The sequence below is a fragment of the Klebsiella aerogenes KCTC 2190 genome (assembly GCF_000215745.1).
GTDB lineage: Bacteria > Pseudomonadota > Gammaproteobacteria > Enterobacterales > Enterobacteriaceae > Klebsiella > Klebsiella aerogenes.
Window position 1 is genome coordinate 1,685,679 of sequence record NC_015663.1, and the last position, 13,274, is coordinate 1,698,952.

The window sequence follows — 13,274 nt, forward strand, 5'->3', positions numbered from 1 at the left end:
CCCTCTAATCCATTATTGCCTGTTGGCTGGCAGGCAATAATGGCATCGAGTTTTTTCCTACATCCGCTCGAATACGGTGGCGATCCCCTGGCCTAAGCCGATACACATGGTCGCCAGACCGAACTGCGCGTCTTTGCGTTCCATCTGGTTAATCAGCGTGGTGCTAATACGCGCTCCGGAACAGCCTAGCGGATGTCCGAGCGCGATCGCGCCGCCGTTGAGGTTGATCTTCTCGTCGATCTGCTCCATTAAGCCCAGATCTTTAATACATGGCAGGATCTGCGCGGCAAACGCTTCATTCATTTCAAAGACGTCGATATCGCTGGTGGATAATCCCGCTTTTTTCAGCGCCAGCTTTGAGGCCGGAACCGGGCCGTAACCCATAATGGACGGATCGCAGCCGACCACCGCCATTGAACGGACGCGAGCGCGCGGCTTCAGCCCCAGCTCGCGGGCGCGGCTTTCGCTCATCAGCAGCATTGCCGCCGCGCCGTCGGAAAGCGCGGAAGAGGTACCTGCCGTTACCGTGCCGGTCACCGGATCGAAAGCCGGTCTCAGCGCCGCCAGCGCTTCTACGGTGGTTTCCGGGCGGATCACTTCGTCATAATTAAAGGATTTCAGCACGCCATCGGCATCGTGGCCGCCGGTCGGGATAATCTCCGCCTTGAATGCCCCGGATTGCGTCGCCGCCCAGGCGCGAGCGTGGGAACGTGCGGCGAATTGATCCTGCATTTCACGGCTAATGCCGTGTAGACGCGCCAGCATTTCCGCGGTCAGCCCCATCATACCGGCGGCTTTCGCCACGTTACGGCTAAGGCCCGGATGGAAATCGACACCATGACTCATTGGCACATGGCCCATGTGCTCAACGCCGCCAATCAGGCAGACGCTGGCGTCGCCGGTCATGATCATACGGGCGGCATCGTGCAGCGCCTGCATGGAGGAACCGCACAGGCGGTTAACCGTTGTTGCCGGTACCGAGTGCGGTATTTCCGCCAACAGCGCGGCGTTACGCGCAATGTTGAAACCCTGCTCCAGCGTTTGTTGCACGCAGCCCCAGTAAATATCGTCAATCGCGCTCGCCTCAAGGGACGGGTTACGCGAGAGCAGGCTTCGCATCAGGTGTGCGGAGAGGTCTTCCGCACGCACGTTGCGAAAGGCGCCGCCCTTTGAACGGCCCATCGGGGTGCGAATTGCATCGACAATGACAACCTGTTCCATTGTGACTCCTTAAGCCGTTTTCAGTTCGCCAACCGGACGGGCTGGTTCTACTGGAGGATAATATGCTTCGTTATGACGGGCCTTATTACGCAGACCCTCCGGCACGGCATAAAGCGGGCCGAGGTGCTGGTATTGCTGCGCCATATCGAGATATTTTGCGCTGCCAATGGTGTCCAGCCAGCGGAATGCGCCGCCGTGGAACGGAGGGAAGCCCAGGCCGTATACCAGCGCCATATCCGCTTCCGCCGGGCTGGCGATAATGCCTTCTTCCAGGCAGCGAACAACTTCGTTAACCATTGGGATCATCATGCGGGCGATAATCTCTTCATCGCTGAAATCGCGCTTCGGCTGGCAGACTTCGGCCAGCAGACTATCGACTGCGGCATCTTCTTCTTTCTTCGGCTTACCTTTACTGTCTTCTTTATAACGCCAGAAACCGAGGCCGTTCTTCTGGCCGAAACGGCTGGCGTCAAACAGCGCGTCGATAGCATCGCGATAATCTTTCTGCATCCGCTGTGGGAATCCCGCCGCCATTACCGCCTGAGCATGGTGCGCGGTATCGATGCCGACAACATCCAGCAGATAGGCCGGGCCCATCGGCCAGCCAAACTGTTTTTCCATCACTTTATCGACTTTGCGGAAATCCGCGCCGTCGCGCAGCAGCTGGCTGAAGCCTGCGAAATAGGGGAACAGGACGCGGTTAACGAAGAAGCCGGGGCAATCATTCACCACGATCGGTGTTTTGCCCATTTTGCTGGCCCAGGCCACGACTTTGGCAATGGTCTTGTCCGAAGTTTTCTCGCCGCGGATCACTTCAACCAGCGGCATGCGATGTACCGGGTTAAAGAAGTGCATACCGCAGAAATTCTCCGGGCGCTGCAGAACGCTGGCCAGCTCGCTGATAGGAATCGTTGAGGTGTTGGAAGCCAGCACGGTGTCCGGACGCACTTTCTCTTCGGTTTCCGCCAGTACCGCTTTCTTCACTTTCGGTTTTTCCACCACCGCTTCAACGACGATGTCCACGCGGTCAAAACCGCTGTATTCCAGCGTTGGCTGAATGGTGCTAATCACTCCGGCCAGCTTCAGGCCGTCGATTTTTCCGCGTTCCAACTGTTTATTCAGCAGCTTCGCCGCTTCGGTCATGCCAAGGGTCAGCGATTTGTCGCTAATGTCTTTCATCACCACCGGCACGCCTTTCCAGGCTGACTGGTAAGCAATGCCGCCACCCATAATGCCGGCGCCTAATACGGCAGCGTGCTTCGGCGTCTCGACATCTTTAGTGAGTTTTTTCGCTTTCGCTTTGACGTACTGGTCGTTAAGGAAGATGCCGACCAGCGCGCGCGCTTCGTTAGTGTGCGCCAGTGGAACAAAACTTTGGTTTTCCAGCTTCAGCGCGTCATCACGGCCAAGACGCGCGGCGGCTTCGATGGTTTTTACCGCGGTGATCGGCGCCGGGTAATGTTTTCCGGCGGTTTGCGCGACCATACCTTTGGCAATAGTGAAGCTCATGGCGGCTTCAATTTTGCTGAGCTTCAGCGGCTCCAGTTTCGGCTGACGTTTGGCTTTCCAGTCCAGGTCGCCATTAATCGCCTGGCGCAGAATCGCCAGCGCGCCGTCATGCAGTTTTTCCGCGGCAACAATGCCGTCAATGAGGCCAATTTTCAGCGCTTGATCGGCGCCGACGTCTTTACCGGCGGCAATAATTTCCAGCGCGCTATCGGCGCCGAGCAGGCGCGGCAGACGTACGGAACCGCCGAAGCCAGGCATAATGCCCAACTTGGTTTCCGGCAGGCCGATGCGCAGATCCGGCGTGGCGAGGCGATAGTCGGTCGCCAGTACGCATTCGCAGCCGCCGCCCAGCGCGTAGCCGTTAACCGCTGACAGAGTAGGGACCGGTAAATCTTCCAGACGATTGAAGACGCTGTTGGCGAAGTGCAGCCACTGGCTCAACTGTTCTTCCGGCACCAGGAATAGAGAAAGGAATTCGGTGATATCGGCGCCGACAATAAAGGCCGCTTTTTCAGAGCGCAGCAGCAGCCCTTTGAGATCTTTTTGTTTTTCGAGTACGTCCAGCGCGTGACCGAGGCTGGCAACGGTTGCAGTATCAAGCTTGTTAACCGAGCCGGGGGCGTCGAAAACCAGTTCGGCAATGCCATCTTCCAGCCAGTCGAGGTACAGGGTGTCGCCTTTGTAGAGCATGTCAGTCTCCTGAATCCAGCAATATGATCTGGTCATACCAGATGACTCGGAGTGTGGAATTTATGTTAAGAAAATGCAAATTACTCTTTAAATAATTGCTGGTCGGATCACATCCGGTAGAAATCACCCGGCCTGGAGCCAATGTGCTAAGATGCGGAGAATCACGATCCAATAAAAGCAAAGGATAAAAGATGGAATCACTGGCCGCGCTTTATAAAAATCATATCGTTACCCTACAAGAACGTACCCGCAAAGTTTTAGATCGCTTCAAGCTGGATGCTCTGCTTATCCACTCCGGCGAGCTGATCAATGTCTTCCTCGACGATCATCCGTATCCGTTTAAGGTTAACCCGCAGTTTAAGGCGTGGGTGCCGGTGACCCAGGTGCCAAACTGCTGGCTGCTGGTGGATGGCGTGAATAAACCGAAACTGTGGTTCTATCTGCCGGTCGATTACTGGCACAACGTTGAGCCGCTGCCGACCTCTTTCTGGACTGAGGAAGTGGATGTTATTGCGTTGCCGAAAGCCGATGGCATTGGCGGTCAACTGCCCGCGGCGCGTGGCAACATAGCGTATATCGGCCCGGTGCCGGAACGTGCTTTAGGTCTGGAGATCGCGGCAGACAAAATCAACCCGAAAGGCGTTATCGACTATCTGCACTATTATCGCGCTTACAAAACCGACTATGAACTGGCCTGTATGCGTGAAGCGCAGAAATCGGCGGTGAACGGCCATCGCGCGGCCCACGAAGCTTTCCAGTCGGGGATGAGCGAGTTCGATATTAATCAGGCTTACCTGACGGCGACCGGTCATCGCGATACCGACGTCCCTTACAGCAATATCGTGGCGCTGAATGAGCATGCGGCCGTATTGCACTACACCAAGCTGGATCACCGTGCGCCAACCGAAATGCGTAGCTTCCTGTTGGATGCTGGCGCAGAGTACAACGGCTATGCCGCGGACCTGACTCGTACCTGGGCAGGCCACAGCGACAACGATTTCGCGCAGCTGATTAAAGACGTTAACGACGAGCAACTGGCGCTGATTAGCACCATGAAGGCTGGCACCAGCTACGTTGATTACCATATTCAGTTCCATCAGCGCATCGCAAAGCTGCTGCGTAAACACCAGCTAGTGACCGGCATGAGCGAAGAGGCGATGGTGGAAAACGATCTGACCGGGCCGTTTATGCCACACGGGATTGGTCATCCGCTGGGCCTGCAGGTTCATGATGTCGCCGGTTTCATGCAGGACGATACCGGTACGCATCTGGCGGCGCCGTCGAAGTATCCTTACCTGCGCTGCACCCGTATTCTCGAACCGCGTATGGTGTTGACTATCGAACCAGGCATCTACTTTATTGAGTCGCTGTTGGCGCCATGGCGTGAAGGGCAGTTCAGCAAGCACTTCAACTGGCAGAAAATTGAAGCCATGAAGCCGTTTGGCGGGATTCGTATCGAAGATAACGTGGTGGTTCACGAAAACAGCATCGAAAATATGACGCGCGACCTGAAACTGGCGTAATGGAAAGTTGGTTGGTGCCGGCCGCGCCGGTGAGCGTTGTTGAAGAGATCAAAAAGAGCCGTTTCATCACGCTGTTGGCGCATACCGACGGCGTGGCGGCGGCGAAAGCGTTTGTCGAATCGGTCAGGGCTGAGCACCCGGACGCTCGTCACCACTGTGTGGCATGGGTTGCCGGGCCTCCTGATGATTCACAGCAACTGGGTTTCTCTGACGATGGCGAACCGGCGGGAACGGCAGGTAAACCCATGCTGGCGCAGCTGATGGGCAGCGGCGTCGGCGAGATAACCGCGGTGGTGGTGCGCTACTACGGTGGTATTCTGCTGGGTACCGGCGGCCTGGTGAAGGCCTATGGCGGCGGTGTCCATCAGGCGCTTGCGCAGTTGAAAACGCAGCGCAAGACGCCGTTAACCGCATATACTTTGCAATGTGAATACGGACAGCTGGCCGGGGTAGAAGCGTTGCTGGCGCAGTTCTCGGGCATTATTGTGGAAAGTGAATATCAGGCGTCTGTGCAACTGCGCGTCGCGCTTCCGCAAGCTGAAGTGGCCTCTTTTTCGACAAAACTGGCTGATTTTAGTCGTGGTTCATTGCAATTACTGAAGATTGACGAATAATCCCCACCTGATTTTTTTGTAACCCAAAGGAAGCGCCAGAGATGCATTTTCGCGCGATAACCCGAATCGTTGGACTGTTGGTCATCTTATTTTCGGGGACAATGATTGTCCCGGGATTAGTGGCCTTGATATATCGCGATGGCGCGGGGCGAGCTTTCACCCAAACCTTCTTTGTTGCCCTGGCGATTGGCTCCATGCTGTGGTGGCCGAACCGCAAGCAAAAAGGCGAACTGAAATCCCGCGAGGGGTTTCTGATTGTCGTGCTGTTCTGGACCGTGTTGGGCAGCGTCGGTGCGTTACCGTTTATCTTTGCTGAACAGCCTAATCTGACGGTGACGGATGCCTTTTTTGAATCCTTTTCCGGCTTAACCACTACCGGCGCGACGACGCTGGTGGGACTGGACTCACTGCCTCATGCCATCCTGTTCTATCGCCAGATGCTGCAGTGGTTCGGCGGTATGGGGATCATCGTGCTGGCGGTGGCGATTTTGCCTATCCTCGGCGTCGGTGGGATGCAGCTCTACCGGGCAGAAATGCCGGGCCCGTTGAAAGACAATAAAATGCGCCCGCGTATTGCCGAGACGGCAAAAACGCTGTGGCTTATTTATGTCTTATTAACCGTCGCCTGCGCATTGGCGCTGTGGTTTGCCGGAATGCCGGCATTCGACGCGATCGGCCATAGCTTTGCGACCATCGCTATCGGCGGCTTCTCAACTCACGATGCCAGCGTCGGCTACTTTAATAGCCCGATGATTAATTCCATCATCGCCATCTTCCTGCTGATCTCCGGCTGTAACTATGGCCTGCACTTTTCGCTATTAAGTGGACGCAGTTTGCGGGTTTACTGGCGTGACCCGGAATTCAGAATGTTTATCGGTGTTCAGCTAACCCTGGTTATCGTCTGTACACTGGTATTGTGGCTACATAATGTCTACGGCTCGGTGTTAACAACGCTGAACCAGGCGTTCTTCCAGGTGGTGTCGATGGCGACGACCGCTGGGTTTACTACCGATAGTATTGCGCGCTGGCCACTGTTCTTGCCGGTATTGCTGCTATGCTCTGCGTTTATCGGCGGCTGCGCCGGGTCAACGGGCGGTGGCTTAAAGGTCATTCGTATCCTGTTGCTGTTTAAGCAGGGGAATCGTGAGCTTAAGCGCCTGGTGCACCCGAATGCGGTCTATAGCATTAAGCTAGGCAACCGTGCGCTACCGGAACGTATTCTGGAAGCCGTGTGGGGATTCTTCTCCGCCTATGCGTTGGTCTTTATCATTAGTATGCTGGCTATTATTGCGACTGGGGTTGATGACTTCTCTGCCTTTGCTTCAGTTGTGGCGACATTGAACAACCTGGGGCCTGGTCTTGGGGTCGTTGCTGATAACTTTGCGACAATGAACCCGGTCGCGAAATGGATCCTGATTGCTAACATGCTGTTTGGTCGTCTGGAAGTGTTCACCTTATTGGTGCTCTTTACTCCCACTTTCTGGCGCGAATAACAGGAGTGCTCGTGAAAACTTTAATTCTTTTCTCCACCCGGGATGGGCAGACCCGTGAAATTGCCTCCTACCTGGCTTCTGAACTCAAAGAGCTGGGGGTTGATGCGGATACTGTGAACTTGAACCGTACCGAGACGGTTGAGTGGCATCATTACGATCGGGTGGTGATTGGCGCTTCTATTCGCTACGGGCACTTTCATCCAGCGCTGGACCGCTTTGTGAAAAAACATCTGGCATCTCTGCAGGCGTTGCCGGGGGCGTTCTTCTCGGTAAACCTGGTGGCGCGCAAACCGGAAAAGCGCACCCCGCAAACCAACAGCTATACGCGCAAGTTTCTCCTTAACTCGCCGTGGCAGCCGCAGAGCTGCGCGGTATTTGCCGGTGCGCTGCGTTATCCGCGATATCGCTGGTACGATCGAATGATGATTCGCTTAATTATGAAGATGACCGGCGGGGAAACGGATACCAGTAAAGAAGTGGTTTATACCGATTGGCCGCAGGTTGCCAGATTTGCGCGAGAAATCGCGCAAATGACGAGCAAATAGCGCGTAAAACTCGCGTTATGGTGGAAAATCGAGCGAACGAAAAGTTTTTTTGAATTTCCTCTTGTCACTTCAGAATTACTCCCTATAATGCGCCACCACTGACACGGAACAACGGCAAACAAGCCGCCGGGTCAGCGGGGTTCCGGTGAGAACCTCGCGGAGAAAAGCAAAAATAAATGCTTGACTCTGAGGCGGGAAAGCGTAATATGCACACCCCGCGCCGCAGCGAAAAACGAAGCGGCACTGCTCTTTAACAATTTATCAGACAATCTGTGTGGGCACTCAAAGTGACATGGATTCTTAACGTCCTCGGACGAAAAATGAATACCAAGTCTCTGAGTGAACATGCGTAATTCATTACGAAGTTTAATTCACGAGCATCAAACTTAAATTGAAGAGTTTGATCATGGCTCAGATTGAACGCTGGCGGCAGGCCTAACACATGCAAGTCGAGCGGTAACACAGAGAGCTTGCTCTCGGGTGACGAGCGGCGGACGGGTGAGTAATGTCTGGGAAACTGCCTGATGGAGGGGGATAACTACTGGAAACGGTAGCTAATACCGCATAACGTCGCAAGACCAAAGTGGGGGACCTTCGGGCCTCATGCCATCAGATGTGCCCAGATGGGATTAGCTAGTAGGTGGGGTAATGGCTCACCTAGGCGACGATCCCTAGCTGGTCTGAGAGGATGACCAGCCACACTGGAACTGAGACACGGTCCAGACTCCTACGGGAGGCAGCAGTGGGGAATATTGCACAATGGGCGCAAGCCTGATGCAGCCATGCCGCGTGTATGAAGAAGGCCTTCGGGTTGTAAAGTACTTTCAGCGAGGAGGAAGGCGTTAAGGTTAATAACCTTGGCGATTGACGTTACTCGCAGAAGAAGCACCGGCTAACTCCGTGCCAGCAGCCGCGGTAATACGGAGGGTGCAAGCGTTAATCGGAATTACTGGGCGTAAAGCGCACGCAGGCGGTCTGTCAAGTCGGATGTGAAATCCCCGGGCTCAACCTGGGAACTGCATTCGAAACTGGCAGGCTAGAGTCTTGTAGAGGGGGGTAGAATTCCAGGTGTAGCGGTGAAATGCGTAGAGATCTGGAGGAATACCGGTGGCGAAGGCGGCCCCCTGGACAAAGACTGACGCTCAGGTGCGAAAGCGTGGGGAGCAAACAGGATTAGATACCCTGGTAGTCCACGCCGTAAACGATGTCGACTTGGAGGTTGTGCCCTTGAGGCGTGGCTTCCGGAGCTAACGCGTTAAGTCGACCGCCTGGGGAGTACGGCCGCAAGGTTAAAACTCAAATGAATTGACGGGGGCCCGCACAAGCGGTGGAGCATGTGGTTTAATTCGATGCAACGCGAAGAACCTTACCTACTCTTGACATCCAGAGAACTTAGCAGAGATGCTTTGGTGCCTTCGGGAACTCTGAGACAGGTGCTGCATGGCTGTCGTCAGCTCGTGTTGTGAAATGTTGGGTTAAGTCCCGCAACGAGCGCAACCCTTATCCTTTGTTGCCAGCGGTCCGGCCGGGAACTCAAAGGAGACTGCCAGTGATAAACTGGAGGAAGGTGGGGATGACGTCAAGTCATCATGGCCCTTACGAGTAGGGCTACACACGTGCTACAATGGCATATACAAAGAGAAGCGACCTCGCGAGAGCAAGCGGACCTCATAAAGTATGTCGTAGTCCGGATTGGAGTCTGCAACTCGACTCCATGAAGTCGGAATCGCTAGTAATCGTAGATCAGAATGCTACGGTGAATACGTTCCCGGGCCTTGTACACACCGCCCGTCACACCATGGGAGTGGGTTGCAAAAGAAGTAGGTAGCTTAACCTTCGGGAGGGCGCTTACCACTTTGTGATTCATGACTGGGGTGAAGTCGTAACAAGGTAACCGTAGGGGAACCTGCGGTTGGATCACCTCCTTACCTTAAAGAACCTGCCTTTGTAGTGCTCACACAGATTGTCTGATGAAAATACAGCAGTAAGTAATCTCTGCAGGCTTGTAGCTCAGGTGGTTAGAGCGCACCCCTGATAAGGGTGAGGTCGGTGGTTCAAGTCCACTCAGGCCTACCAAATTCGCTCTCGTGCTTTGTTGTGGCAAAGCTCGCATACTTCAGTATGCTTCGCTTCACCACGCCGCGCCCGAAAACGAATTAAAGGTTAAAAGAGATTCATTCGATGGGGCTATAGCTCAGCTGGGAGAGCGCCTGCTTTGCACGCAGGAGGTCTGCGGTTCGATCCCGCATAGCTCCACCATCCTTACTGCAAAAACAGAAAACTTCAGAGTGTACCTGAAAAGGTTCACTGCGAAGTTTTGCTCTTTAAAAATCTGGATCAAGCTGAAAATTGAAACGACACACAGTCAATGTGTGTTCGAGTCTCTCAAATTTTCGCGACACGTGGGTGTTTTACGAAACATCTTCGGGTTGTGAGGTTAAGCGACTAAGCGTACACGGTGGATGCCCTGGCAGTCAGAGGCGATGAAGGACGTGCTAATCTGCGAAAAGCGTCGGTAAGGTGATATGAACCGTTACAGCCGGCGATGTCCGAATGGGGAAACCCAGTGCAATTCGTTGCACTATCGTTAACTGAATACATAGGTTAACGAGGCGAACCGGGGGAACTGAAACATCTAAGTACCCCGAGGAAAAGAAATCAACCGAGATTCCCCCAGTAGCGGCGAGCGAACGGGGAGCAGCCCAGAGTCTGAATCAGCTTGTGTGTTAGTGGAACGGTCTGGAAAGTCCGACGGTACAGGGTGATAGTCCCGTACACCAAAATGCACAGGCTGTGAACTCGAAGAGTAGGGCGGGACACGTGGTATCCTGTCTGAATATGGGGGGACCATCCTCCAAGGCTAAATACTCCTGACTGACCGATAGTGAACCAGTACCGTGAGGGAAAGGCGAAAAGAACCCCGGCGAGGGGAGTGAAAAAGAACCTGAAACCGTGTACGTACAAGCAGTGGGAGCACCTTTATGGTGTGACTGCGTACCTTTTGTATAATGGGTCAGCGACTTATATTCTGTAGCAAGGTTAACCGTATAGGGGAGCCGCAGGGAAACCGAGTCTTAACTGGGCGTTAAGTTGCAGGGTATAGACCCGAAACCCGGTGATCTAGCCATGGGCAGGTTGAAGGTTGGGTAACACTAACTGGAGGACCGAACCGACTAATGTTGAAAAATTAGCGGATGACTTGTGGCTGGGGGTGAAAGGCCAATCAAACCGGGAGATAGCTGGTTCTCCCCGAAAGCTATTTAGGTAGCGCCTCGTGAATTCATCTTCGGGGGTAGAGCACTGTTTCGGCTAGGGGGTCATCCCGACTTACCAACCCGATGCAAACTACGAATACCGAAGAATGTTATCACGGGAGACACACGGCGGGTGCTAACGTCCGTCGTGAAGAGGGAAACAACCCAGACCGCCAGCTAAGGTCCCAAAGTCACAGTTAAGTGGGAAACGATGTGGGAAGGCACAGACAGCCAGGATGTTGGCTTAGAAGCAGCCATCATTTAAAGAAAGCGTAATAGCTCACTGGTCGAGTCGGCCTGCGCGGAAGATGTAACGGGGCTAAACTGTGCACCGAAGCTGCGGCAGCGACACTATGTGTTGTTGGGTAGGGGAGCGTTCTGTAAGCCTGCGAAGGTGGCCTGTGAGGGTTGCTGGAGGTATCAGAAGTGCGAATGCTGACATAAGTAACGATAATGCGGGTGAAAAGCCCGCACGCCGGAAGACCAAGGGTTCCTGTCCAACGTTAATCGGGGCAGGGTGAGTCGACCCCTAAGGCGAGGCCGAAAGGCGTAGTCGATGGGAAACAGGTTAATATTCCTGTACTTGGTGTTACTGCGAAGGGGGGACGGAGAAGGCTATGTTAGCCGGGCGACGGTTGTCCCGGTTTAAGCATGTAGGCGGAGGTTCCAGGTAAATCCGGTACCTTTTAACGCTGAGGTGTGATGACGAGGCACTACGGTGCTGAAGTAACAAATGCCCTGCTTCCAGGAAAAGCCTCTAAGCATCAGGTAACATTGAATCGTACCCCAAACCGACACAGGTGGTCAGGTAGAGAATACCAAGGCGCTTGAGAGAACTCGGGTGAAGGAACTAGGCAAAATGGTGCCGTAACTTCGGGAGAAGGCACGCTGATATGTAGGTGAAGCCCCTGCGGGTGGAGCTGAAATCAGTCGAAGATACCAGCTGGCTGCAACTGTTTATTAAAAACACAGCACTGTGCAAACACGAAAGTGGACGTATACGGTGTGACGCCTGCCCGGTGCCGGAAGGTTAATTGATGGGGTTATCCGTAAGGAGAAGCTCTTGATCGAAGCCCCGGTAAACGGCGGCCGTAACTATAACGGTCCTAAGGTAGCGAAATTCCTTGTCGGGTAAGTTCCGACCTGCACGAATGGCGTAATGATGGCCAGGCTGTCTCCACCCGAGACTCAGTGAAATTGAACTCGCTGTGAAGATGCAGTGTACCCGCGGCAAGACGGAAAGACCCCGTGAACCTTTACTATAGCTTGACACTGAACATTGAGCCTTGATGTGTAGGATAGGTGGGAGGCTTTGAAGCGTGGACGCCAGTCTGCGTGGAGCCAACCTTGAAATACCACCCTTTAATGTTTGATGTTCTAACGTTGGCCCCTAATCGGGGTTGCGGACAGTGTCTGGTGGGTAGTTTGACTGGGGCGGTCTCCTCCCAAAGAGTAACGGAGGAGCACGAAGGTTAGCTAATCCTGGTCGGACATCAGGAGGTTAGTGCAATGGCATAAGCTAGCTTGACTGCGAGCGTGACGGCGCGAGCAGGTGCGAAAGCAGGTCATAGTGATCCGGTGGTTCTGAATGGAAGGGCCATCGCTCAACGGATAAAAGGTACTCCGGGGATAACAGGCTGATACCGCCCAAGAGTTCATATCGACGGCGGTGTTTGGCACCTCGATGTCGGCTCATCACATCCTGGGGCTGAAGTAGGTCCCAAGGGTATGGCTGTTCGCCATTTAAAGTGGTACGCGAGCTGGGTTTAGAACGTCGTGAGACAGTTCGGTCCCTATCTGCCGTGGGCGCTGGAGAATTGAGGGGGGCTGCTCCTAGTACGAGAGGACCGGAGTGGACGCATCACTGGTGTTCGGGTTGTCATGCCAATGGCATTGCCCGGTAGCTAAATGCGGAAGAGATAAGTGCTGAAAGCATCTAAGCACGAAACTTGCCCCGAGATGAGTTCTCCCTGAGACTTTAAGTCTCCTGAAGGAACGTTAAAGACGATGACGTTGATAGGTCGGGTGTGTAAGCGTAGCGATACGTTGAGCTAACCGATACTAATGAACCGTGAGGCTTAACCTTACAACGCCGAAGGTGTTTTGGCGGATTTGAGACGATTTTCAGCCTGATACAGATTACTCGATGCGTCCTGAGGACGTGTTGAAAACAGAATTTGCCTGGCGGCGATAGCGCGGTGGTCCCACCTGACCCCATGCCGAACTCAGAAGTGAAACGCCGTAGCGCCGATGGTAGTGTGGGGTCTCCCCATGTGAGAGTAGGGAACTGCCAGGCATCAAATAAAACGAAAGGCTCAGTCGAAAGACTGGGCCTTTTGTTTTTGTATTTTGCGGCCAGACGCGCCGCCATCTCCCCCGGTGGCGCTGCGCTTACCGGGGCTACAGACCCCGTAGCCCGGAAAAG

6 protein-coding genes, 2 tRNA genes and 3 rRNA genes are annotated in these 13,274 nt (G+C 54.2%); 9 read left to right on the forward strand and 2 right to left on the reverse strand.

From position 1 onward, the window contains the following. Positions 1 to 57: 57 nt before the first annotated feature. Together fadA and fadB are read right to left on the reverse strand one after the other, a co-directional pair. The gene (gene fadA, locus EAE_RS08185; protein ID WP_015703998.1) at positions 58 to 1,221 is read right to left on the reverse strand and encodes an acetyl-CoA C-acyltransferase FadA; all 1,164 of its coding nucleotides are present in this window, start codon (positions 1,219 to 1,221) and stop codon (positions 58 to 60) included. A 9-nt stretch (positions 1,222 to 1,230) separates the two neighbouring features. After that, positions 1,231 to 3,420 (reverse strand): fatty acid oxidation complex subunit alpha FadB, encoded by a 2,190-nt coding sequence (gene fadB / locus EAE_RS08190; RefSeq protein ID WP_015703999.1) that lies wholly within the window; start codon positions 3,418 to 3,420, stop codon positions 1,231 to 1,233. A 191-nt stretch (positions 3,421 to 3,611) separates the two neighbouring features. Between fadB and pepQ the strand changes: the two genes are divergently transcribed. From pepQ to rrf, 9 genes are all read left to right on the forward strand, one after another. Then, positions 3,612 to 4,943 (forward strand): Xaa-Pro dipeptidase, encoded by a 1,332-nt coding sequence (gene pepQ / locus EAE_RS08195; protein ID WP_015704000.1) that lies wholly within the window; start codon positions 3,612 to 3,614, stop codon positions 4,941 to 4,943. Next, positions 4,943 to 5,557, forward strand: coding sequence for an IMPACT family protein (locus EAE_RS08200; protein WP_015704001.1), 615 nt, complete (start codon positions 4,943 to 4,945; stop codon positions 5,555 to 5,557). Before pepQ ends, EAE_RS08200 begins: the two co-directional genes overlap by 1 nt. Positions 5,558 to 5,598: 41 nt before the next feature. Continuing rightward, positions 5,599 to 7,050: a Trk system potassium transporter TrkH gene (trkH, locus tag EAE_RS08205; protein ID WP_015368834.1), complete on the forward strand. Its 1,452-nt coding sequence runs from the start codon at positions 5,599 to 5,601 to the stop codon at positions 7,048 to 7,050. A gap of 11 nt (positions 7,051 to 7,061) precedes the next feature. After that, a complete protein-coding gene (hemG, locus tag EAE_RS08210; RefSeq protein ID WP_015368833.1) occupies positions 7,062 to 7,595 on the forward strand; it encodes a menaquinone-dependent protoporphyrinogen IX dehydrogenase in 534 nt (177 codons plus the stop codon). Between the two features lie 388 nt (positions 7,596 to 7,983). After that, positions 7,984 to 9,523: ribosomal RNA gene (locus EAE_RS08215) — 16S ribosomal RNA — on the forward strand. A gap of 71 nt (positions 9,524 to 9,594) precedes the next feature. Continuing rightward, positions 9,595 to 9,671 (forward strand) — tRNA-Ile (locus EAE_RS08220). Between the two features lie 107 nt (positions 9,672 to 9,778). Further along, positions 9,779 to 9,854 (forward strand) — tRNA-Ala (locus tag EAE_RS08225). A 176-nt stretch (positions 9,855 to 10,030) separates the two neighbouring features. Continuing rightward, positions 10,031 to 12,935 (forward strand): 23S ribosomal RNA (locus tag EAE_RS08230). Between the two features lie 94 nt (positions 12,936 to 13,029). Continuing rightward, positions 13,030 to 13,145, forward strand: a 5S ribosomal RNA gene (gene rrf, locus EAE_RS08235). Together the 16S, 23S and 5S rRNA genes with 2 tRNA genes alongside form the textbook arrangement of a ribosomal RNA operon. Positions 13,146 to 13,274: the final 129 nt, after the last annotated feature.